The sequence below is a fragment of the Roseateles noduli genome (genome assembly GCF_050626985.1).
GTDB classification, from domain to species: domain Bacteria; phylum Pseudomonadota; class Gammaproteobacteria; order Burkholderiales; family Burkholderiaceae_C; genus Roseateles; species Roseateles noduli_A.
Map to the genome: position 1 here is coordinate 2,243,240 of NZ_CP192463.1, position 23,609 is coordinate 2,266,848.

Here is a 23,609-nt window from a genome sequence, read left to right on the forward strand (position 1 = left end):
CGCGCGCGTGTGCATGTCCACCCCGCAAGGGTTGACAGCTTGACAGGGGACAACCCGCGCTTGCGCCGCGACCGCGATCCGCCAGTGCGGCGGTCCGAGCCGAATCTCCGCAAACCCGGCCCCCAACATCGGCATCCGTCGGATGGGACGCGAGGGCGCGCGCTCCTATCGTTCAACGCATCGACAGCCCGGTGCCTCCGCACCTCCAGCCGTCCCCCACCCGCCCCTTCGTCGCACGCTTCGCCGCCCCTTACCGCCCCTTACCGCCCCTTCACCCGCCGCTCCCCGACACGCAGCCCACCCACCGGCCCACCATGATCGACGCCGCCCTCCTCCACATCGCCGGCCACCTGAACGCCGTGCTGCGCCGCTCGCACCAGTCGGCGGAGGACCTCGTCGCCGTGACCGCGCTGCATGAAGCGGACGGCGCCCCGGCGGCCGGCGCGGCGCATCGGCTCTGCGCCTTCCTGGTCAACCTGGAACGCGACGGCGTCCCCGGCATGCCGGCGCACACGCTGGGCAGCGGCGACCGGATGGCGCGCTCCGCCCCGCCGGTCCAGCTGAACCTGCTGGTGATGTTCGCGGCCAACTACGGGGGCAGCACCTATCCGGAGGCGCTCAAGCTGATCTCCAGCACCATCGCCTGCTTCCAGGCCACGCCGGTGCTCGATCCGCAGAACTCGCCCGGCCTGGACCCGCGCATCGACAAGCTCACGCTGAACATCGAGCCGCTCAGCCTGCACGACCTGTCCACGCTGTGGGGCGTGCTGGGCGGCCGCTACGTGCCGTCGGTGCTCTACCGCGTGCGGCTCCTCACCATCGACGCCCGCAAGCCCGACGCGCAACTGCCGCCGGTGCGCACGCCGGCGGTCGGTGTGCACGGCTGAACGGGCGGGAGCACGGCATGAGTCACAGCGGCCCCTACTTCCCGTTGCTGCAGGTGGACGTCGACCACGGCTACTACGCCGACGGCCGCTGCCGCGGTCTGCGCTTCGTCCCCGCCGGATCGACCGCCGAGCGGCTGCGCCGCGCCGACGCGCTGGTGCGCGCCGACGGCGGATCGCTCCGCATCCACGGCCCGGCCGAAGCGGTCGAGCGTCTGCGCGCCGATGCCGAGGACGCGTCGGGCGCGTTCGGCGACGACCAGGGCCGTGGCGCCGCGCTGAGCTGGTGCGTCTTCGCCACCGACGACGACTTCGCCTGCGGGACGGAGGACGCCGCCGACCGGCCGCGCGAGTTGCTGTGGGTCGAGCGCAGCGCCGACGCGTCCACGACGACCACCGCCACCGCCACCGCCACCACGATCACGGCCTTGCCGACGCCGACGCGCGTCGCGTCTGCGGTCACGCTGGTCGCACGGCCCAAGGCGCTCGACACGCCCGAGGTCCAGGCGCTGCTGACGCAACGCGAGCTCCGCCTGCCGCCCTTCGCGCTGCTGCACCTGCCGCTGGCGCAACTGCCGGCGCAGGGCCCTTCGCGCGATCCCGCGGCCTGGCCCGTGCGCCATCGCTGGCCGCTGGCGCCGCGCGCCACGGTCTGGAAGTACTGCCTGCTGGGCGACTGGACCGAGCCGGCGCTCGCCGTCGTCGACCTGGCCGGCGAGACCGATTTCACCCCGCCCGCGCTGGAGCGCCTGGACGACGGCACGCCGATGCTGGCGATCCGGTCCCGCGGCCGCGTGCCGCTGGCGCAGCGCTCGCCGCGCCGGTTCCAGCTGCGCAGCCGCGTGGAGCTCGGCGCCGGCAGCGCAAACGGAAACGGAAACGGAAACGGAACCACCGCCGGCACGGCCGGTGGCAACGACAAGGTGCTGATCCGCCGCCTGCCCACGGCAGCGGCGCAACTGCTCGCCCGCGAAATGATCGACGGCCAACCGGCGATCGTCTCCGAGATCCACGTGCATCGCTAACCCGCAGAGGAGGCCGCCATGGCTATGAAGACACCCGGTGTCTATATCGTCGAGAAGAATGCGTTTCCCAATTCGGTCGTCGAGGTGGCCACCGCGGTGCCCGCCTTCGTCGGCTACACCCGCCGGGCCGAGAACGGCGGCAAGTCGCTGCTGAACAAGCCCTGGCGCATCAGCTCGATGGCGGAGTACCACACCTACTTCGGCCACGGTCCCGACCCCCACCTGACCATCGCCGAGGCGCCGCCCAACACGCGCTCCGACTTCCGCGGGGACGACAAGGACTACGCCCTGACCCAGGCCGACGGCGCCGAAGGCGGCCGCTTCCTGCTGTACCACGGCATGGTCCACTTCTTCCAGAACGGCGGCGGGCCCTGCTACGTCGTCTCCGTGGGCAACTACGGCGGCCTGGTCGAGGCGCAGGCGCTCACCGACGGCATCGACACGCTGATCAAGGAGCAGGAACCGACCATGCTGGTCATCCCCGACGCGGTGCTGCTCAAGCGCGCCGACTGCGTCGCGGTCCAGCAGGCCATGCTGCAGCACTGCGGCGGCCGCATGCGCAACCGCATCGCTATCCTCGACGTCTGGAACGGCTACCTGGACCGCAAGGACCCGGGCGGCGATCCGATCGAGGGCTTCCGCAACGACCTGGGCGTCAACTTCCTGGACTTCGCCGCGGCCTACTACCCGTGGGTCAACACCACCGTCGTGCAGGACAAGGACCTGGACTACACCCGCATCGCCAACCCGGCGCTGCTGGCCCAGCTGCTGCGCAAGGAGCTGTCGCTGCCCGACGCCGTCGACCCCGCGATGCCTCCGCGCGCCGCGCAGCAGACGCAGGCCGTGGCCGACATCCTCAAGACCGACGAGGACTGGACCAAGTACGTCACCGACCTGGTGAACAACTCCACCAAGTCCGACCTGGAGAAGCAGAAGGCGCTGACGCCCGCCGCGCTCGCCGTCGCGGTGGAGACGCACAAGTCGCTGCTGCACAAGAGCCTGGTCTCGATGAGCCCGCTCTACAACACGGTGATGACCGAGGCGCGCAACCGGCTCAACCTGCTGCCGCCCTCGGCCGCGATGGCCGGCGTGTACACGATGGTCGACAACAGCCGCGGCGTCTGGAAGGCGCCCGCCAACGTCAGCCTCAACGGCGTGGTGTCGCCCGAGGTGACCATCTCGCACGAGGACCAGGAAGACCTCAACGTCACGACGCAGGGCAAGTCGATCAACGCGATCCGGTCCTTCATCGGCGAGGGCGTGCTCGTCTGGGGCGCCCGCACGCTGGACGGCAACAGCCTGGACTGGCGCTACATCAACGTGCGCCGCACGATGATCATGCTGGAGGAGTCCTGCCGGCTGGCGTCCAAGGCGATGGTGTTCGAGCCCAACGTGGCCAATACCTGGGTGACCATCAAGAGCATGATCTCCAGCTTCCTCACCGGGATCTGGAAGCGCGGCGGCCTGGCCGGCGCGGTCCCCGACGACGCCTTCAGCGTCCACGTCGGCCTGGGCGAGACGATGACCGCCGAGGACATCCTCGAGGGCATCCTGCGCGTGACCGTCCTGGTCGCCATCAGCCGCCCGGCCGAGTTCATCGAGATCACCTTCCAGCAGCAGATGCAGAAGTCGTGATGCGGCGCGTCCCCGATGCCGTCGGCATCGCGGGCGTCCCCGGATCTCGGCGCGGCATCGCGGCGCCGTATCGCGCGCACCCTCAATTTTCGACCTCATAACCCTCGTGGAGGCAGGCAATGGCAGACGACGGATCAGCGCAATCGGGCACGGTGTGGCCCCTCCCCAAGTTCCGTTTCGAAGTGAAGTGGGACTCGGCGGTGATGTCCTTCCAGGAGGTCTCCGGCCTGGACGTGGAAGCCCAGCCCATCGAGTACCGGCACGGGGACAGCCCCGCGTTCTCGGTGCTCAAGATGCCGGGCATGAAGAAGTACAGCGACGTCACGATGAAGAAAGGCGTCTTCAAGGGCGACAACAAGTTCTGGGACTGGTTCAACGAGATCAAGATGAACACCATCAAGCGCAAGCCGGTGACCATCAGTCTCCTGGACGAGGCCGGCAAGCCCACGATGGTCTGGACGCTGGCCAACGCCTGGCCGACCAAGATCACCAGCACCGACCTGAAGTCCACCGGCAACGAGGTGGCGATCGAGACCATCGTGATCGCGCACGAAGGCCTCGTCATCGCCAACGCCTGATGCCGCCGGTCCCGCCCGCGCCGCCGCTGCCGCCCGCGGCCCGTCCGTCGGCGCGGGTGAGCCCGACGCCGGCGGCGGCGAAGCGGCCGTCCGCGGCGGCCGGCGCGGCGGGGCCCGGCACCGCGTCGGCCTCGGCCGCGCTGCGGGCGGAGATGCTCTACCCGCCGCCGGCCTTCCGCTTCGCGGTGACCTTCGGGTCGGCCGGCAGGAACAGCGACAACGCCTTCCGCGAGGTCACCGGCCTGGGGCCGGAGCTGGACACGGAGACGGTGGTCGAAGGCGGACAGAACACCTTCGTCCACCAGCTGCCCAAGCCGGCCAAGCATCCGAAGCTGGTGCTCTCGCGCGGCGTCGCGACGATGGAGTCGGGCCTGCTGCAGTGGTGCCAGGAGGTGCTGGAAGGCGGCTTCGCCCAGCCCATCGTGCCGCAGCTGCTGCACGTCTTCCTGCTCGACCAGGACGGCGGTCCGCTGCGGGTGTGGTCGGTGCGGAACGCGTATCCGGTGAAGTGGTCGGTCGAGGCCTTCCAGTCCACCCGCAACGAGGTCGCCATCGAACGCGTCGAGCTGGCCTACGCCGGATCGAGCCGCCTGGTGTGACGGCACGGCACGGCACGACGACCACGACCGCCCCGGGATCAAGACCTGACCCCCGATCGAGAAAGACCATGAGCATCGAAGTCAGACAACTGCTGATCCGCTCGCAAGTGACGCCCGCACCGGCGCCGCCCGCGCCCGCGATCGCCCAGCGGGACCTGCAGCGGCTGCGCGAGCAGCTGCTCGCCGAATGCCGGGCCTGGCTGGCCGACCGGCTGCGCGCGCAACGGGAGCGCTGAGATGCCGGCCCCCGCCACCGCTTCGTCGTCCTCGGCATCGTCGTCGTCCTCATCGTCGACGTCCGCCTCGCCGCAGCTGACCCGGCTGCTGCTGACGCGCTACAACCTCAGCAAGACCGGCACGGTCGAGCTGGACAAGGACGTCACCTTCCAGGCGCAGATCAACCCGTCCGAGTTCAGCCACAGCTTCGGCATCCGCTACGACAAGACCAAGTCGCAGGGCTCGCCGGGCGTGGAGCCGAAGTTCAGCGCCATCGACGACGAGCGCGTCAACTTCTCCATCGTGCTGGACAGCACCGGCGTGGTCCCGCCCGTGCCGGGCCAGCCGACGGACGTGAAGGGCCAGCTCGCCCAGCTCAACAAGGTCGTGTACGAGTACATCGACCTGCGCACCGAGCCGCCCTACGTCCGCGTGCTGTGGGGCACGCTGATCTTCTTCGGCCGGCTGGAGTCGCTGAAGGCGCAGTACACGCTGTTCAAGCCGGGCGGCGATCCGCTGCGCGCGAAGGTGGACCTGGCCTTCGTCGGCGCGATGAGCAAGGAGGAGGAGCGCCGCGTCACCAGCCGCGCCAGCACCTCCGACCTGACGCAGACGGTGAAGATGAAGGAAGGCGACTCGCTGGGCGCGCTCTGCGAGAAGATCTACGGCGACTCCTCCGCCTTCATGAAGGTCGCCCGCTACAACGGCCTGAACGACTTCCGCGCCATCCCGCCCGGGACGGTGCTGAAGTTTCCACCGGTGGGGAAGTGACATGCCCGGCGTTTCCCCGCTCCAGGACACCGTCGGCGTCGTCACGCTCAGCGTGCTCGTCGACGGCGAGCGCCTGCCCGAAAGCGCCGACCTCATGTCGGTGACCGTGCGCCGCGCCGCCAACACCGTGCCCAGCGCGCGGCTCGTCTTCAACGACGGCGACATGCCGGACCGCGAGTTCCCGCTCAGCGACGCGGCCCACTTCAAGCCCGGCGCCGCGCTCACCGTGCAGGCCGGCTACGGCCAGCAGGAGGAGACGATCTTCGAAGGCCTGGTCGTGCGCCACGGCCTGCGGGTCGAGGGCGACAACGACGCGCGCCTGGTCGTCGACTGCCGCGACAAGGCGGTGAAGATGACGGTCGGCCGGCGCAACGTGAACTACATCGACCAGCTCGACAGCGACATCATGAGCACGCTGGCCGGCGCGCACGGCCTGTCCGCCGACGTCGAGGCCACCACGATCACGCATCCCGAGCTGGTGCAGCACTTCTGCAGCGACTGGGACTTCCTGCTGACGCGGGCCGATGCCAACGGCATGCTGGTCCTGGTCAACGACGGCGCGCTGGCCGTCGCCGCGCCCAAGGCCGGCGGCGAGCCGGCGCTGTCGGTCACCTACGGCGTGGACCTGATCTCGTTCGAGGGCGACGTCGACGCGCGGCACCAGTACGGCAGCGCGATGGCGGTGTCCTGGGATCCCAAGGCGCAGGCCGCGCTGGAAGGCACCGCCGCCGATCCCGCCACGCTGCCGGTGCAGGGCGACCTCGACACCAGCACGCTGTCGGAGGTCATCGGCCTGGCGAGCTTCCGGCTGCAGGCCGGCGCGCCGCAGTCTCGCGACATGCTGACGCAGTGGGCCAAGGCGCAGCAGCTCAAGTCGGGCCTGGCGCGCCTGCGCGGCCACCTGAGCTTCCAGGGCAGCGCCAAGGCCAAGGTCGGCGGGCTCATCGACCTGCAGGGCGTGGGCAAGCGCTTCAGCGGCACGGTCTTCATCACCGGGCTGCGCCACCACATCGAGGACGGCGCGTGGACGACGGAGGCGGACTTCGGCCTCGATCCCGACTGGTTCAGCGCACGGCCCGACGTGCCGGCGTTGCCGGCGGCCGGCCTGCTGCCGCCCGTGCCGGGACTGCAGGTCGGCGTGGTGATGAAGCTCGACGCCGACCCGGCCGGCGAGCAGCGCATCCAGGTCAAGGTGCCGGTGCTGCAGGCCGAGACCGAAGGCGTGTGGGCGCGGCTGCTGCAGTCGCACGCCAGCAGCGGCTTCGGCGCGTTCTTCCTGCCGGAGGTCGGCGACGAGGTCGTGCTGGGCTACTTCGCCGGCGACCCCTCGCACCCGGTCATCCTGGGCAGCCTCTACAGCAGCAGCCGCACGCCGCCCTACGCGCTGGCCGCGCCCAACGACACCAAGGCCTTCGTCACGCGCTGCAAGCACAAGCTCGAGTTCGACGAGAAGGACAAGGTCATCACCGTCACCACACCGGGCAACAACCGCATCGTGCTGAGCGACAAGGACAAGTCCATCCTGCTCGCGGACCAGAACGGCAACACGGTCGAGCTCGGCCCCTCCGGCATCGCGCTGGACAGCCCCAAGGACATCACCGTCACCGCCAAGGGCCAGATCAAGCTGGACGCCGTCGGCGCGGTGTCGATCACGTCCAAGGCCGACGTCAAGACCGCCGGCATGAACGTCAACAACGAGGCGCAGATCGCCTTCTCCGCCAAGGGCAACGCCTCCGCGGAACTCTCGGCCTCGGGTCAGACCGTGGTCAAGGGCGCGATGGTCATGATCAATTGAGGAAGGACACGCCATGCCGCCCGCCGCCCGACTCACCGACCTGAATGTCTGCCCCATGGTCACGCCCGGCCTGCCGCCGATCCCGCACGTGGGCGGCCCGGTCATCGGGCCCGGCGTGCCGACGGTGCTCATCGGCTCGCTGCCCGCCGCCGTGCTGGGCGACAACGCGACCTGCGTCGGCCCGCCGGACGCGATCGTGATGGGCTCCACCACGGTGCTGATCGGCAACAAGCCGGCGGCGCGCGTCGGCGACCCCACCGCGCACGGCGGCAACATCGCGATCGGCCTGCCGACCGTGCTGATCGGCGGATGACGCCGCCGCCCGGACCCCCTCCGACGTCCCTCCGACTCCTCCACGGACCCGCTCACGGACACCTGCACATGGACGGCGAACACGACTTCCTCGGCACCGGCTGGGCCTTCCCGCCGGCCTTCGACCGGCGCACGCGCGGCGGCGTGATGGTGTCCGGCGTGACCGACGTCGAGGAGAGCCTGCGCATCCTGCTGACCACCGCGCCGGGCGAGCGCGTGATGCACCCGACCTACGGCTGCGGCCTGCGGCGCATGGTCTTCGAGACGATGAACGACAGCACGCTGACGGAGATCCGCAGCCTCATCCAGCAGGCCATCCTGTTCTTCGAGGCGCGCATCGCGCTCAACGCGATCGACATCGACACCTCCGGGCTGTACGACGGGGTGCTGCGCATCCAGCTCGACTACACGCTGCGCAGCAGCAACAGCCGCTACAACTTCGTGTTCCCGCTCTACCTGCGCGAGGGCGAGGTGCTGGGGACCGAGGACCCGGGGCGCGACGCGCCAGGGAGGGTCGCCGCATGAGCACCGGCACCGAACAGCGCGAGCGCTTCCCGATGGCCCTGGCGCCGGGCTACTTCCGCCCGGACGACCTGGACTTCGAGCAGCGCGTGGAGATGACGGCGCAGCTGGCGCGCCATCTGCGCTTCATCGACCTGGACGACCACGACGCGGGCGACTGGAGCTCGCTCTTCGCCACCGATCCGACGCTGGTGATGGCGCGCATCGCGGCGGTCGATCCGTGGCCGCTGCAGCAGCGCTTCGGGCGCGAGGTGGACTCGGCGCCGCTGCCGCAGCTGGCGCGCCAGGTGTTGACGCTGGCGGGCTGGCTGGACCTGTGGTGGCGCGCGCTGGCCGGCATCCACGACACGGCGCCGCGCGTGCTGCGCGAGCGCATCCACCTGCTGGTCGACCAGCAGCTGGCGGCCGACCTGCGCTGGGTCGAGCGGCGCTTCCTCCAGGGCGAGGACAAGCAGGACGCGCCGGCCGCGCCGCGTCCGCCGGGACCGGTGGAGCGCGAGCTCTCGCGCATGTGGCACCGCCAGATCAGCGAGGAGCCGTCCGTCGATCCGGACGCCGAGCGCGAGGACCGCGAGCGGCTGCGCGAACGTTTCTTCGCCTTCCTCAGCGCGGTGGACGACGTGCGCCGGCTGGCGCGCGAGCTGCTGCCCGACAGCATCGCCACGGCCAACCACGAGCCCGCGGCGGCGCTGCTGGTCGCCTTCCTGAAGGTCTGCGAGACGGCGCAGCGCGAGGTCAACCGCTTCCCCGCCCGGCACACCGCGTTCTACTACCGCGACTGCCTGGGCTTCGACCTCGCGCCGTCGCGCGCCGACACCGTCTACCTGGCCTGCCAGCGCGACCTGCGCGCGCCCGGCGACGTGCACGTGCCGGCGGGCACCGCCTTCGACGCGGGCAAGGACGCGGCGGGCCGGCCGGTGCGCTTCGTCAGCGAGGGTCCCTTGACCGTCACCGACGCGCGTGTGGAGACGCTGCGCACGCTGCGGCTGGAACGGGACCGGCTGATCGCGCCCGAGCGCGACCTCAACTACGTCACCCGCGCCAAGGTCGCGCAGCCGGTGGCGGACGGCCGCACTGTCTGGCCGCTGTTCGGCGCGGCCGGCGGCGCGGGGGCCGAGGACGCGCGCATCGGCCTGGCCATCGCGTCGCCGCTGCTCCTGCTGCGCGAGGGCGAGCGCGAGATCCGCGTGATCCTGCGCCAGACCTCGTCCGGCGCCGCGCCGGACCTGCGCGGCCTGCGCGACGCGGTGCTGCGCGCCAAGACCGCGGACGCCTTCCGCGATGCGTTCGGCGACCTGGTGCCGCAATGGCTGCTGGCGGCCGGCGACACGCGGCCGGCCTCGACCATGACGACGACAGCGACGACCGCTCCGGGCACTGGCGCCGGCACCGGCCCCGCTGCGGCCGATGCGCCGGCGCCCTCCTCCGACGATCGGAGTGCCGACTTCCGCCACGATCTGAGGGACACCGACTGGATCTCCATGCGCAACGCCGCGCACCGCCTGCTCGGCGAAGGCCTGCCCGCGATGTTCGACGGCTCGGGCTCGCCCAACCGCGCGCTGATCTTCGACCGGCTGCTGCAGGGCGCGTTCCGCCTGAGCCTGAGCACGGCGGCCGGTTGGTGGACCGTCGAGAGCCGCCTGGACCGCGCCGCCGGCGCCGGCCTGTCTCTGCTGATCCGGCTGCGCGCGGACGCGCCGGCCATCACCGGCTGCGATCCCGCCGTGCACGGCGCGGAGTGGCCGACGCGGCTGCCGGTGCTGCGGCTGGAGGTCGCGACGCAGGGGCGGCTCTATCCGTACTCGCTGCTCGCGCGGCTGCCGCTGGCGGAGGTCGACCTGCGCGTGTGCGTGCGCGGCGTGCGCGAGGTGCGGCTGGCCAACAACCTCGGCCCGCTCGACCCGACCAAGGCCTTCGCGCCCTTCGGTCCGCTGCCGGGCCTGTCCTCCTACCTGGTCGTGGGCTCGCCCGAAGCGGCGCGCAAGACCCTGGACCGGCTCTCGCTGGACATCGAATGGGGCGGCCTGCCGCTCGAGCCCGGCGGCTTCGACACGCATTACGCCGGCTACGGCGGCACCGCCGGCAAGGAACTGCGCCAGGGCCAGTTCAGCACCGAGATCGCCTGGCTGCGCGACAGCCAATGGCAGGCCTGCGCGAACCGCTCGGCCCAGCAGCCGCTGTTCGCCGGCGCCAACGCGGCCGGCGAGCTGATCGCCACGCAGCACATCGAGATCGATCCCGGCTCGGTGCGCAAGCTCAGCCGCGCCACCGACGAGGACTGGTCCACGATGCCGATGCCGCGCAACGGCCTGTGCCGGCTGCAGCTCAGCGGCCCGCGCGCGGCCTTCGGCCATGCGGCCTATCCGGTCGAGCTGGCCGCGACGGTGGCCGCCAACGCGCGCACCAAGCGCCCGAGCCCGCTGCCGAATCCGCCGTACACGCCGGTGATCGAGCGCATCTCGCTGAACTACGAGGCCGCCAGCGTCATCGCGCTCGACCGCGACGACGATCCGCCCGAGGGCGTCGACGGCGAGCGGCTGTTCCACCTCCACCCCTTCGGCCTGCAGACGCTGTATTCGGCGATGTCGGGCGGCGGTCACGACCTGCTGCCGCGCCTGGGCGTCGACGGCAACCTCTACATCGGCCTGTCCTCCTGCGACCCCGGCGGCGTGCTGACGCTGCTGTTCCAGCTGCGCGAGTCGTCGGCGCGCAGCCTGCTCAACGGGTCGCGGCCGCGCGCCGTGCAATGGGCCACGCTGGCCAACGACGAATGGCGGACGCTGGCCCCGTCGCGGGTGCTCGGCGACACGACGCACGGCTGTCTGACCTCCGGCATCGTGACGCTGGACCTGCCGCGCGACATGAGCACCGACCACACCGTGATGCCGGCCGGGCTGTACTGGCTGCGGCTGTCGGCGGCCGCGGAGTTCGATTCCTTCGCCGGTCTCGTGTCCGTGCGCACGCAGGGCGTGCGGCTGCGGCGGCAGATGCCCGGCGATACGGGGATGACGGGCGCGCCGCCGCCGCGTACCGGCAGCGCGCCGCCCGCCCCGCCGGTGCCGCTGGTGGACGGCGCCATCGTGCGGCCGTCGGCGACGCTGCCGGGGCTGGCCTCGGTGACCCAGGTCGGACGCTCCTTCAGCCTGCAGCGCGAGGAGGACGAACGCGCCATGATCACGCGCGCCGGCGAGCGGCTGCAGCACAAGGGCCGCGCGTCGCTGGGCTGGGACGTCGAGCGGCTGCTGCTGTCGCGCTTCCCCGATGTGATGAAGGCGCGCTGCCTGCCCGCGCAGGACGGCAGCGGCGGCGTGACGGCGGTGGTGATCCCGACGCTGCCGCGCAACCTGCCCGCGCTGGCCTGCGCGGCGCCGCGCTTCAACGCGGTCGAGCTGGCCCGCATGACCGCCGCGCTGGCGGAGATCGGCTCGCCCTTCGCGCGCTTCCAGGTGCGCAATCCCGCCTACGACCGGCTGCAGCTGCGCGCGACGCTCGGCCTGACGCGCGGCGCGCACGAAGGCGCGACGCTGCGCCGCGTCAACGAGGCCATCGTCCACTACCTGTCGCCGTGGTTCGACGACGGCTACGGCGCGCGCTTCGACTGGCTGGTGCGCAGCGAGGACCTCGAGGCCCGGCTGCGCGCGCTGGAGGGCGTGAGCTTCGTGACGCAGCTGTCGCTGATCACCGTGGCCTGCGACGACCGCGACGTCTACACGCTGTCCGACACCGCCCGCGGGCCGCTGGACGCCCCGCCGCCGGGGCCGCCCGGCAAGGACGGCAGGGAAAGCAGAAGCGGCCAGAACCGCCAGGACGTCGAGAACGGCCATGGCGACAGCGGCGGCGATAGCGGCCGACGCGGCGCGCCGCCGGCCACCGGCGCGGCCCATGCGCGCGCGCGGCTGCCGTGGAGCATCGCGCTGCCGATGCCGCAGCACATCCTCACCGCGGTCGACCGCTTTCCGGAGACGGTGTCGCCGCGCGCCACCGGCGTGGACCGGCTGGCGGTCGGCAGCACCTTCATCATCGGCGGACCGGAGCGGCAGGACGCCGGGCCCGCGGTCGTGATCGGCAGGAGCGCGCCATGACGACCCGCAACCGCGACACGCTCAAGCAGTTCTTCCAGGAGGGTCGGCTGCCCACCAGCGACCACTTCGGCGACCTGATCGACTCGATGCTCAACATGAGCGACGAGGGCTTCCGCAAGACGCCGGAGAACGGCTTCGAGGTCTCCACGCCGGTCAGCCACGACGCGCTGATCAGCTTCTACCGCGAGCAGAGCGGCCGCGAGGCGATCTGGTCGATGGCCTACGGCGGCGACCGCGACCAGCTGCTGTTCCACCACGGCGACGCGCGCGCCGCCGGCACGCGGGACCCGGTGCTGGCGCTGGACACCGAGGGCCGCGTCGGCATCGGCACGGCCAGGCCGCGCCAGGCGCTGGAGGTGGCGGGCGTGGTCGCGTCGTCGGGCCGGCTGGGCGACCTGCGTCGCGAGGACGAGGCGGGCCAGCCGCTCAAGGCCGACGGTGAATGGCACGACCTGACCGGCGCGCTGAGCGGCTGCCAGGCCTTCGAGGTGATGGCCGGCGTCGGGCAGAAGGACGGCGGGCGCTTCGCGATGCTGCATGCGATCGCGATGAACACCTACAACCCGCTGCCGGGCTGGCTGGAGTTCCTGTCGCCGCGCAAGCGCATCCGCAGCCAGCACGCCTGGTACGGCCGCCGCTGCGACCGCATCCAGCTGCGCTGGGCGGGCGGCCACGGCCGGCGCGCGAGCTACCGGCTGCAGATCCGCACGCAGTGCGACTACGGCGAGGGCAAGGTGATCCAGGCCTCCGTGTCGCAGCTGTGGTTCGACCCCGAGATGACCGGAGGCACGTTGTGAGCACCGCGAGGGCCGACAGCGCAGTGAGAACGGTGAGCCACGCCGCCGGAGTTCCCGTGCGCGGCGACGTCGATGCCGGAGGCTCGACATGAGCGGGGGCGGCGCGAAGTCGCACGCCTCGGCGTTCCCGTCCGATCTGCCGGGGCCGTCCGCGCCTCCGGTCATGCCGACGACGCCGGTCAAGCTGACGCCGACGACCGACGAGGAGCGCGACGTCGGCTTCGACGGGCTGCGCGCGCGCGGCATCGCCCTGCTGCAGCAGCTCAGCGGCGGCGTGTGGACCGACCACAACCTGCACGACCCCGGCATCACGATGCTGGAGCAGCTGTGCTTCGGCCTCACCGATGTCGTCTACCGCGCCGGCTTCCCGGTGGCGGATCATCTGACCGGACCCGACGGCAACATCGACTACGAAGCCCTGTCGCTGCATCCGCCGGCGGAGGTCTTCCCCTGCCGGCCGACCACGCCGGCGGACTATCGGCGTCATCTGCTCGACGCGGCGCCCGGGCTCGACGACGCCACGCTGCTGGCCGAGCCGGGCACCGGCCTGTACCGGCTGCAGCTGCAGCTGACGCGCGACACGGGAGGTGCCACGAACGGCTGGGGGAACGGGTCGAAGAACGGCTCGACGAAGGGCTCCGCAAGCAGCTCGGCCATCAGCTCGACCAGCAGCTCGACCAACGGCTCCGCGTCCGCATCGCCCGGATCGTCCGGCCGTGCCGTTCTCTCGGACGAAGTCGCCGCCGAGCGCATCGCCGCGGCGCGCGCGGCCTACTTCGAGCGCCGCAACCTCGGCGAGGACCTGCATCCCGACATCGTCCGCATGCGCGACGTGCCCTGCGACCTGCATGCCGACATCGACATCGCCGGCCCGCGCGACGGCGTCGACATCCTGGCCGAGGTCTACGACCGCTGCGCGCGGCACATCGCGCGCGCGGCGGTCTCGCGCACGCTGGACGAGCTGCTGCGCGAGGGCCAGTCGCTGGAGCGCATCTACACCGGGCCCCAGCTGCGCAACGGCTTCATCGAGGACGCGCCGGCACCGGAGGCGGGCTACGCGGTCGACTGGCTGTTCCTCTCGGACCTGACGACGGTGGTGCTGTCGGTGCCGGGCGTCGTCGACGCGCGCGTGGTCGCCCTGCGCGCCGAGGGCCGTGAGACGAACGCCGGCTCGGTCGAATGGCGCGGCCGGGACTGGGCGCTGTCGCTGCGCCTGCCCGATCGCGACGTGCCGCCGACGATCAGCGTGCGCCGGCGCGGCAACGTGGTGCCGGTGGCCTGGAACGACCTGCGCCGACGGCTGGAGGACCTGCGCTCGGCCGGACGCTCCCATCAGGCGCGCGGACGCACCGAGCAGGCCGCGCGCGCCGCCGAGCTGCTGCCACGCGGCGTGCACCGCCGGCTCGACACCTACGTCTCGGTGCAGGACCACCTGCCCGCGATCTACGGCCTGGGGCGCTACGGCGTGCCGTCCACCGCGCCGCCGCAGCGGCAGGCGCGCGCCCGGCAGCTCAAGGCCTATCTGGTGATGCAGGAGCAGGCCATCGCGCAAGGCCTGGCCCAGCTGCAGCATCTGCGCGAGCTGTTCTCCGTCACGCCCGGCGCGCGCCAGGGCCTGTGGACGCAGATGATCGGCGCCGACGCCGTGCCGGGGCTGGACCAGCTCTACAAGGAAGCGCCGCAGGCCGTGGCCGAGGCGGTGTACCGCCCGTTCGACCGTTCGGCGCGGCGCAAGAACCGCGCGCTCGACCACCTGCTGGCGCTGCACGGCGAGACCTACACGCAGAACTCGATGCGGCAGTTCCTCGGCCACCTCAGCCCCGAGGAGTCCGAGACGCTGCTGCTGGAGAACAAGGCCACTTGGCTGCGCGACATCGTGCAGCTGACGCGCGACCGCGCGGGCGGCTTCGATCCCACCCGGCCGTCGTGGGACGCGCCGGACAACTGCGGCGGGCTGCAGCGCCGCGCGAGCCTGCTGCTGGGCTTCAAGCAGTGGCACGACCGACCGCTGACGCGCGCGCTGCGCAAGCAGCGCTTCACCCTCGTCGCCAGGCCGGGCGCCGGACATCGGCCCTGGCTGCTCGACGGCCAGGACGACGCCGTGCGGCTGGCGCCGTCCGCGGGCCACGCCGTGCAGCCGTCCGACCGCGCGCAGGTGCGCGAGGACCTGCAACGCATGCCCTGGCTGCGATTGCCGATTCCTGCGGGGCTGCTGCGCGCCGGTCAGCACAGCGCGCGTTACCGGCTGATGCCGGGCACGAGGGGTTTCGGCGGCGGTAGCGGCGGCGGTGGCGGCGGCGGCCAAGGCAATGGCCAAGGCGGCGTTCCAGACGGAGGGAACCGCGGCGGCGGCGAAGCGCGCCGCCTCATCCTCGGGCCTGACGAGAACCAGCAATGGTGGCTGCTGGGCGAGTTCCCCGACGCCGCCGCCGCGCGCCGCGGTGCCGCCAGCCTGCGGCTGTTCCTGCGTCATCTGGACCAGGAGAGCGAAGGCATGCACGTCGTCGAGCACGTGCTGCTGCGGCCGCTGCGCCAGGATGCGCTCTCGCATGCGCGCCTGGGGCTGTCGAAGGACTTCCATCAACTGCGCGTGACGGTGGTGCTGCCGGGGTGGACACATCGCACGTCGCAACCGGCCTTCCGCCACTTCGCGGAAGAGACGCTGCGCATCAGCTGCCCGGCCCACCTGACGCTGCGCTGCGTGTGGCTGGACGCCGAGCCGATGCAGCGATTCGAGGACACCTATGCGGCCTGGCTGGAGGCGCGACTCGCCTGGGCCGACTCTCCCGACGACGAGCGCGCGCGGACGCTGGCGGACGAGACCGCGTGCCGCGTGATCGAGCGCCTGGGGATCGACGACGGAGCGATGACTGGCAACGGCGGCGGCGCGGGCCGCGGACCACGCGGAGAGGACGACGGCCACGGGCCGATCGTGCAAGGCCATGCGTGACGCCGACCGCACCTTGCCGCACCTGGTCGAGCGCATGACGGTCGACGCGGACTTCGGCACCGGACTGGGGCTGGGCCAGGGCGTCGGCCAGGCCCTCGGCATGACGCCGGGCGAGACGGAGGCGCGCCTGGTCGCGTGCGTGCAGGGTCCATTGCTGCGCGTGATCGACGAAGTCTTCGACGAATGCTGTCCGGCCGAGGAGCACTGGCGGCTGGACGAGCTGGAGATCGACCTCGGCGAGCTGCCCGCCGCCGAGTGGGAGACCGAAGCGCCGCGCCTGCTGCGCGAGCGCCTGCGACGCGTGCTGCAGGAACTGCGCGGTCCCGGCGCGACCAGCGCATCCGGCCGCGCGACCGGCCTGCGCGTGAGCACAAGACCGCAGGCGCGACGCGACGCGCTGCTGCATTTCCTGCGTCACGGCCGGTTGCCCTGGCAGGGACGCGGGGACGATCCGATCAGCCTCGCCCGCGACGCGCTGCGCGAAGACGCGGGCGCGCTCGTCGCCGCGTTGCGCGCCACGCCGGACCGCGCGACGCTGCTGCAGCGGCTGGCCGCGCAATTCGACGAGGACCTGCTGGGCAGGCTGGTCCACGCCTTCATGCCCGGCGAGCCGGCGGCGGCGGCGCGACTGCTCGACATCGTCGCGCAGGCCCGCCGCAACGGCCGGTCGCCGCGCACGCAAGCGGCGCTGTGGGAGTCGGTGCTGGGCCAGGCGATGGACCACGCGGTGGCGCCACGGCCTGCGGCGTTGATGCTGCTGCGCGCACAGTTGCTCGCGGCGCTGGATGCGGGCGCGGCGTTCTCGAGCGGCAGCGATCCGCTGCACTCCGTCGCGCATGCGTGGGCCCCGCTGCTGCGCGAAGACCGCGACTGGCTGCGCGCCACCTTGCAGCGCGTCGGCGAGACGGCGATCGTGCGCGAGCGCCTCGTGCAGGCCCTGCCCGAACCGCTGCTGCCGCGCCTGCTCAGCCTGTGGATGGCCGAGCCTGCGGCGGAAGCCGTCGCCGCGTGGATCGCCGCCGTCGCGGCCGGCCAGGCGTCGGGCGACATGGCAGGCGACATGGCAGGCGATAGATTCAGCGACGTTGCGGCGGGGATGTCGGGATCCCACGCGACGGGCCGGTTCCCTTCATCGAAGCGCCCTGCTCCGTCGACCACCGACGGCGCGACGATCGAAGCACGTCGGCGTCGGCTCTGGCAGGCGACGCTCGGCCACGCGGTGCGTCATCCGTCGTCGAGCTTCGATCCCGCCCGCTACGAGGCCGAGGTCCGCGAAGACCTGGAGCGCCATGCCCCGCCCGGCTCGGAGCCGCCCGCGCGCTGGTTCGATCGCGCGGTGCGCGCGGCCACGACCGTCCTGTCGGCCGCGCTGTCCGTGTTGCGCCTGCCGTGGCGCAAGTCCTCCGCCGCGTCACGCGCGACGCGGGGACAAGGCGACTCCGATGCGTCGAGGACGCCAGGGTCTTCGATCGACGTCGCAGCCGGCGCCGGCGCCGGCGCCGACGCAGACGCCGATGCCCACGCGTCAAGCGCGCAGATCGCCGTCGGCAACGCGGGGCTTGTGCTGGTGTCGCCCTACCTGCCGCGTCTGTTTTCGATGCTCGGCCTCGCCGACGACCGCGCCTTCACCGGACCGGACGCCGCCGCGCGTGCCGTGCTGCTGCTGCAGGCGCTCGCGACCGGTCATGCCGCGGCGCCGGAGCCGGAGCTCGTGCTCAACAAGCTGCTGTGCGGCGTGCCGCTGGACACGACGGTGCCGCGCCTGATCGAGCTCTCCGACGCCGAGCGCGAGGCGATCGACGGCCTGCTCGGCGCCGTGATCCAGCACTGGCGGATCCTGGGCACCACGTCGATCGACGGCCTGCGCGGCAGCTTCCTGCGCCGCGCCGGCCAGCTGGAGCGCGGCGACGACGCGTGGCAGCTGTCGGTCGAGCCCGGCCCCTTCGACATGCTGATCGATCAACTGCCCTGGGGCTACGCGACCTTGCGGCACCCGTGGATGGAAAGGGTGATTCATGTGGACTGGCGCTGACCCGTCGCCGCGCGCGACGAACAACGCGCGCGCGCTGGAGGCCGAACTGCACTGGCTGGACCGCGTGCTGCAGCTGCGCCTGGCCGGGCACTTCGGGCAGGAAGAGGTGGTCGCGCCGCCGAGGTCGGCATCGCCGCGGTTCTCGGATCGCGGCGAGCTGCCCCCGCCGCCCGCCTTGCCACCGCCGGCGACCGAGCCGGACGACGACCTCACGCGGCTGATCCGCGAAGGCGGGCTCGGCCCGGCGGAGCGGCTGGTGCTCGCGCTCGCGCTCGCGCCGCACCTGCGGCCGCAGCTGATGGACCTGCTCTTCGTCAGCAACCGCAACCTGGATCGCGGCTTCTGCGAGTTCGGCGGCTGGAAGGGCCGGCACCACGGCGGCTTCCTGCCGACGGTGGAGACGGCGGCCTTCCTGATCGCGGGCGAGGACCTGGCGCGCCGCTTCGCACTGCGGCAGATGCTCGACGAGACGGCGCCGCTGCGCCGGCTCGGCATGGTGCGGCTCGCGCATGAGGCGCCGGGAGAGCCCTGGTATGGCTCGGCGCTGCTGGCCGGCGCGGACACGCTGGACCTGCTGTGCACCGGCGAGGCCCGCAAGCCCGACTACAGCACGCAGTTCCCCGCCAAGCTGATCGAGACCAAGCTCGGCTGGAACGACCTCGTGCTCGATCCCGACGTGATGGACGAGGTCGAGGCGATCATCACCTGGGCCCGCCACGGCGACACGCTGATGCGGGACTGGCAGCTCGACAAGGCGCTCAAGCCGGGTTACCGCTGCCTGTTCTTCGGCCCGCCGGGCACGGGCAAGACGCTGACCGCCACGCTGATCGGCGACAAGGTCGGCGCGGACGTCTACCGCATCGACCTGTCGATGGTGGTGTCCAAGTACATCGGCGAGACGGAGAAGAACCTCGCCCAGGTCTTCGACCAGGCGCAGCACCGGCGCTGGATCCTGTTCTTCGACGAGGCGGACGCGCTCTTCGGCAAGCGGACCGCGACCTCCAGCAGCAACGACCGGCACGCCAACCAGGAGGTGTCCTACCTGCTGCAACGCGTCGAGGACTTCCCCGGCACCGTGATCCTGGCGAGCAACCTCAAGGGCAACATCGACGACGCGTTCGCGCGGCGCTTCCAGTCGGCGGTGTATTTCCCCATGCCGGACGCCGAGCAGCGCCTGCGGCTGTGGGAAGGCATGGTGCGGCACACGGGGCGGCTGGACGTGGACGTGGACCTCGCGGAATTCGCCGAGCGGCATGAGCTGGCCGGCGGTGCGATCGCCAACGTGGTGCGCTTCGGCGCGATCAACGCGATGCAGGCGGGACGCGACCGCATCCTGGCCGCCGACCTGCGCCGCGGCATCGCCAAGGAACTGCGCAAGGAAGGACGCACGGTGTAGGCGCCATGGGAACACGCTCCTTCTTCCAATCGATGCGTCGGCGGCGGTCCGTCGACGAATGGGCCGATGACGGCGATCACGTCGACCACATGGACCAGATCGACCCCATCGACCCCACCGACAAATCGCGGCCCGGCACCTCGTCGATCGCGCAGCGCGCGTCGCCGCCCTGCCGCCACTGCGCGCGGCTGCGCTGGTTCGTCGGCGGCACGCTGCTGGCGGCGGCGCTGCTGGTGCTGCACGCGGGCGCCCAGGCGCCGGTGCGATCGCCGGCATCGGCGCTTGTCTCCGCCCCGGCATCGGCGCTTGTCTCCGCACCGGCATCGGCGCTTGTCTCCGCGCCGGCATCGTCGACCCCATCGAAGGCGATGGGCGTCCCGCTCGCCGGGGCCGCGGTTTCCTCCGCCGCCGCGGCTTCCGACGCGACGATCTACGTGGCCACGCCGCGCGCACTGCCGCCGCGGCCCGAGGAACCGATCGCGTCGGCCCCCCTCCCCGCGTCGGCGCCCTCCGCGCTGGCAGCTTCCGGCGCGGCTTCGGCCGCCGGTCGCGATCCGATGTGGCTGGTCTACCAGACGATTCCACTGCCGTCCGGCCGGCTCGACCGCCCGTACAAGGCGCGCGATCTCGTGCGCGGCGGCAGGCCGCCCTACCGCATCGCCATCGACGGCGCGCTGCCGCCAGGCATGTTCGTGGAGGAGGACGGCGCGCTCGCCGGCACGCCGACGAAGACCGGCACGTTCCGTTTCCTGCTCACCGCGACCGACGCCTCGCGGACGAGGAACCTCGAGCAGGCGCTGTACGAGATCCGCGTCGTCGATCCCAAGCCCGTCGCGGTCGCGACGCCGACCGTGGCGGCCTCGGTCCCGGCGGGTCGCGCCCCCGCGCCGGCGAAGGCGCGCAAGCCGGATCAACTGAAGGCGATCACCGAGGACCAGACCAGCTTCACGGTGCCGGACGATCCGCCGCCGCCGATGACCTACGTGCTCACCGAGGAGAAGCTCGAGGCGATCTTCAAGAACGCGGAGGCGTCGGCGGGCGAGTCGCTGATGACGGCGGCCGCCGCGGGCGAGGCCTCGACGGAAGGCGAGACGGCGGGCCCGAAGGCGCTCGCCGTGAAGCCGCCCGTGATGGGGCCGACGCTGGACCAGCTGCGCGAGATGCTGATGCCCTTGAAGGACGTGGAGCATCCGACGCGCGCGGTGTTCCAGGACTCGCTGCGGGCGCGGCAGTGCACCTACTTCCTGCGGCACGTGAATGAACTGGCGCTCGAACAGAACAAGGCGGCGATCGAGCGTTGCCCGCGCATCGAGGACCTCGCCGATCGGGACCGGCCCCCGCTCCAGGGCAGGGCGCCGACGCCGGCGCCGACGGCCGAGAAGCCGCCACCGGGCAGCGTGGCGGTGAACACCTTCCTCGACATGCTGATGCCGGCGACGCTGCGCGAGGAGATCACCGATGCCGCCGGCGTCGAGCATCCGGTGTCGCAGGCCAAGGTGCTGAATCTCTCGCCCGACGGCTGCGGCTGCAGCCTGCCCGACATCGAGAACGATGTCTTCGCCTTCCTCCCCTACTGGATGCACGGCGAGGGCGACGCGCCGATCCCGGTGCGCTTCGACAAGTTCACGCGGCTGCAGTACATGGGCGCGATCCTGCGCGCCAACGGGGAGTTCCTGCTGCCCGCCGGCTATGAGAGCCCGGGGGGCGGCTTCGCGCGGCGCGTGGACCAGTATGGCGTCGGCCTGGACCTGGTGCTGTACCGCCGCGACTTCCACGTGCTGATGCGCCTGGAGGGCGAAGCGCGCGAGCGCATGTTCAAGGCCACCGAGGCCCGGATCGCCGAGCTGCTCGACCTGCGCCACTCCGACCTGCAGGGCGACCTGGAGGCGCTGCTGCCGCCGGGCTGGCGCGAGACGGCGCATGTCTACGACGGCCTGACGGTCTTCTTCGAGCCGACCGACCGCGAGGCGGCGGCGCCGGAGTTCGAGCGCTTCTACCTCGACTACCTGCAGCGCATCCTGACGGTGATGCAGCAGCGGCCGTCGCGCGCCTTCCACCTCAACCTCGTGATCCCGCAGCACCTGATGGGGGAGTCGGCGACGGCGTTCCGGTTCAGGAACCTGTTGACGATCATGAAGACGGCGGAGCGCCAGCGCGGCACGGGGGCATCGGGCGGCTACAAGGAGCGCGGCGCCGCGGCGGCCTCGTACAAGTCGACGCCGGACTATGCCGGCAAGACCGACATCACGGTGCGTTTCCTGACGCCGTTGGGCCTGGCGTCGGACGTGAACAAGATGCAGCTGCGCAACCGCACCGACTTCAACGACGAGCTGACCGGCACTGACCGCATGGCGGTGCTGGGCAGCATGATGCCGGTGCTGGTGTATCCGGGCGGGAAGAAGCTGGACCTGCCGCCGTCGGCGCTCGACGCGCTGGACCGGGACCTGGTCTACATCGGCTGGTCCTTCGGCGGCGTCGCGTTCTGGCCGCTGCCGGTGACGAGCGTGGGCGCGGGCGAGAGCGTGCTCGTGAAGCTGAACGATCGCTTCTGGTCCTTCCTCGACCAGGACACGCGCTTCTGCCAGATCGTGTGCCCGATGCGCATGCCGCTGCGGCTGGCGCTGGAGGCGCTGCTGGTGATCGTGGGCACGACGCTGCTGCTCTACGGCTGGAACTGCCGCGTGCGGCGGATGGGTCGCGTGATCCTGATGGTGCTGTGGGCGGGGGCGCTGGTGACGCTCGCGGTGGCCAGCGCGATCTTCTCCTGCGACCCGTCGTTGAATCAGCTGAGGACGGGGAACACCTTGCTGGTGGTGATCATCCTGGTGCTGATCGTGGGCGGGTTGATCGTCACGTTCAAGCCCAGGGTGGAAGCGCCCTGAGCGGCCGGAAGGCAAACGCAGGACGCGCAATAGTCACGCACAGCCACGCACAAGCCACGCGCGAAGACACGCGCAGATCGATCACGAGAGGAGCCTCCGATGAAGGACTCGACCAACGACAGCGGCGCGTTCGACCATGCGCCGGCGGCCTCGCCGGCGCAGCGGCGGGCGCTGGAGGGCGGCGACCTGTCCGCGATGCTGGACGGATCGCCGCGGCAGCTGGCGCAGCGCCGGCGCATCGATGCGGCGTTCGGGCCGGTCGCGCAGCGCGAGACCGGACTGGAGGAGGACGAGCCGGGCACGGCGCAGGCCATGGTCGCGCAGCGCGAGACCGGCATGCTCGATGACGAGGAGCTCGGCACGGCGCAGGCCAAGGCCGCGCCGGTGCAGCGCCAGGAGAACCGGACGGGAATGCCCGATGGATTGAAGTCCGGCATCGAGTCGCTGTCCGGCACGGACCTGTCGGATGTGCGGGTGCATCGGAATTCTTCGCAGCCGGCGCAGCTGAATGCGCTCGCGTACGCGCAGGGGAACGACATCCACCTCGGCCCGGGTCAGGAGCAGCACCTCCCGCATGAGGCGTGGCATGTGGTGCAGCAGCGCGAGGGCCGCGTGCAGCCGACGATGCAGATGCAGGGTGTCGACATCAACGACGACACCGGGTTGGAGGCGGAGGCGGACCGCATGGGGGACAAGGCGATGAGCATCGGGCGGGAGGGGTGAACAGGCTGCCGCGGACCGGCGGTAGCCCGGCGCTTACCCTCGCGCTGCCGGCGAGAACACCCGCAGGCGATGACCGTCAGGATCGGTCGCCGTGAAGGTGTAGCCGAAGTCCATCGCGGTCGGCGTCTGCAGGATGGGCAGACCGGAGGTCTTCCAGTCCTCGAAGCGCGCATCGACGGCGGCGGTGTCCTTGACCGCGAAGGCCAGCTCGCTGCCGCCCGCCGGCGTGGCGGCGGGCTCGACACCCGCCGAGGCCCACAGGCCCAGCATCACGCCCGAATCCAGCGCGAACATCGCGAAGGTGGGCGAGTTCTCGACGGGCGGCTTGCCGAGCAGGCGCGTGTAGAACGCGCTGCTCTCGGCCGGGCTGGCGACGTACAGGAGGATGAAGTTGGGGTGACTCATGACAG

Annotated in this window: 18 protein-coding genes; 17 read left to right on the forward strand and 1 reads right to left on the reverse strand. The window is 71.8% G+C overall.

Annotation, left to right across the window (positions count from 1 at the left end):
* Positions 1 to 314: 314 nt before the first annotated feature.
* The 17 genes from ACQ4L4_RS09765 (at position 315) to ACQ4L4_RS09845 (ending at position 23,199) form a co-directional block, all read left to right on the forward strand.
* Positions 315 to 887 (forward strand): DUF4255 domain-containing protein, encoded by a 573-nt coding sequence (locus ACQ4L4_RS09765; protein WP_431104046.1) that lies wholly within the window; start codon positions 315 to 317, stop codon positions 885 to 887.
* Positions 888 to 904: 17 nt separating this feature from the next.
* On the forward strand, positions 905 to 1,909 hold the full coding sequence (locus tag ACQ4L4_RS09770) for a hypothetical protein (RefSeq protein WP_431104047.1): 1,005 nt from the start codon (positions 905 to 907) through the stop codon (positions 1,907 to 1,909).
* An 18-nt stretch (positions 1,910 to 1,927) separates the two neighbouring features.
* Positions 1,928 to 3,544, forward strand: coding sequence for a phage tail sheath family protein (locus ACQ4L4_RS09775; protein WP_431104048.1), 1,617 nt, complete (start codon positions 1,928 to 1,930; stop codon positions 3,542 to 3,544).
* Between the two features lie 119 nt (positions 3,545 to 3,663).
* Positions 3,664 to 4,122: a phage tail protein gene (locus tag ACQ4L4_RS09780; RefSeq protein ID WP_431104049.1), complete on the forward strand. Its 459-nt coding sequence runs from the start codon at positions 3,664 to 3,666 to the stop codon at positions 4,120 to 4,122.
* Positions 4,122 to 4,721, forward strand: coding sequence for a phage tail protein (locus ACQ4L4_RS09785; protein ID WP_377154465.1), 600 nt, complete (start codon positions 4,122 to 4,124; stop codon positions 4,719 to 4,721). Before ACQ4L4_RS09780 ends, ACQ4L4_RS09785 begins: the two co-directional genes overlap by 1 nt.
* Positions 4,722 to 4,789: 68 nt before the next feature.
* Complete coding sequence (locus ACQ4L4_RS09790) at positions 4,790 to 4,957, forward strand: DUF5908 family protein (protein WP_297526290.1); 168 nt, start codon at positions 4,790 to 4,792, stop codon at positions 4,955 to 4,957.
* A gap of 1 nt (position 4,958) precedes the next feature.
* Positions 4,959 to 5,708: a CIS tube protein gene (locus ACQ4L4_RS09795; protein ID WP_431104050.1), complete on the forward strand. Its 750-nt coding sequence runs from the start codon at positions 4,959 to 4,961 to the stop codon at positions 5,706 to 5,708.
* Between the two features lies 1 nt (position 5,709).
* Positions 5,710 to 7,503: a type VI secretion system tip protein VgrG gene (gene vgrG, locus ACQ4L4_RS09800; protein ID WP_431104051.1), complete on the forward strand. Its 1,794-nt coding sequence runs from the start codon at positions 5,710 to 5,712 to the stop codon at positions 7,501 to 7,503.
* A gap of 13 nt (positions 7,504 to 7,516) precedes the next feature.
* Positions 7,517 to 7,816 (forward strand): PAAR domain-containing protein, encoded by a 300-nt coding sequence (locus ACQ4L4_RS09805; protein WP_431104052.1) that lies wholly within the window; start codon positions 7,517 to 7,519, stop codon positions 7,814 to 7,816.
* A 68-nt stretch (positions 7,817 to 7,884) separates the two neighbouring features.
* The gene (locus ACQ4L4_RS09810) at positions 7,885 to 8,340 is read left to right on the forward strand and encodes a GPW/gp25 family protein (RefSeq protein ID WP_431104053.1); all 456 of its coding nucleotides are present in this window, start codon (positions 7,885 to 7,887) and stop codon (positions 8,338 to 8,340) included.
* The gene (locus ACQ4L4_RS09815; RefSeq protein ID WP_431104054.1) at positions 8,337 to 12,419 is read left to right on the forward strand and encodes a hypothetical protein; all 4,083 of its coding nucleotides are present in this window, start codon (positions 8,337 to 8,339) and stop codon (positions 12,417 to 12,419) included. The genes ACQ4L4_RS09810 and ACQ4L4_RS09815 overlap by 4 nt, the downstream gene beginning before the upstream one ends.
* Complete coding sequence (locus tag ACQ4L4_RS09820) at positions 12,416 to 13,216, forward strand: hypothetical protein (RefSeq protein WP_431104055.1); 801 nt, start codon at positions 12,416 to 12,418, stop codon at positions 13,214 to 13,216. Before ACQ4L4_RS09815 ends, ACQ4L4_RS09820 begins: the two co-directional genes overlap by 4 nt.
* Before the next feature lie 88 nt (positions 13,217 to 13,304).
* Positions 13,305 to 16,166 (forward strand): hypothetical protein, encoded by a 2,862-nt coding sequence (locus tag ACQ4L4_RS09825; protein ID WP_431104056.1) that lies wholly within the window; start codon positions 13,305 to 13,307, stop codon positions 16,164 to 16,166.
* Complete coding sequence (locus ACQ4L4_RS09830; RefSeq protein ID WP_431104057.1) at positions 16,159 to 18,198, forward strand: contractile injection system tape measure protein; 2,040 nt, start codon at positions 16,159 to 16,161, stop codon at positions 18,196 to 18,198. The genes ACQ4L4_RS09825 and ACQ4L4_RS09830 overlap by 8 nt, the downstream gene beginning before the upstream one ends.
* The gene (locus ACQ4L4_RS09835) at positions 18,182 to 19,594 is read left to right on the forward strand and encodes an ATP-binding protein (protein ID WP_431104058.1); all 1,413 of its coding nucleotides are present in this window, start codon (positions 18,182 to 18,184) and stop codon (positions 19,592 to 19,594) included. The genes ACQ4L4_RS09830 and ACQ4L4_RS09835 overlap by 17 nt, the downstream gene beginning before the upstream one ends.
* A gap of 5 nt (positions 19,595 to 19,599) precedes the next feature.
* A complete protein-coding gene (locus ACQ4L4_RS09840) occupies positions 19,600 to 22,476 on the forward strand; it encodes an Ig domain-containing protein (protein ID WP_431104059.1) in 2,877 nt (958 codons plus the stop codon).
* Positions 22,477 to 22,575: 99 nt separating this feature from the next.
* Complete coding sequence (locus ACQ4L4_RS09845) at positions 22,576 to 23,199, forward strand: DUF4157 domain-containing protein (protein ID WP_431104060.1); 624 nt, start codon at positions 22,576 to 22,578, stop codon at positions 23,197 to 23,199.
* A 33-nt stretch (positions 23,200 to 23,232) separates the two neighbouring features.
* Here ACQ4L4_RS09845 and ACQ4L4_RS09850 read toward each other — a convergent pair whose 3' ends face one another.
* The gene (locus tag ACQ4L4_RS09850) at positions 23,233 to 23,604 is read right to left on the reverse strand and encodes a VOC family protein (protein WP_431104061.1); all 372 of its coding nucleotides are present in this window, start codon (positions 23,602 to 23,604) and stop codon (positions 23,233 to 23,235) included.
* Positions 23,605 to 23,609: the final 5 nt, after the last annotated feature.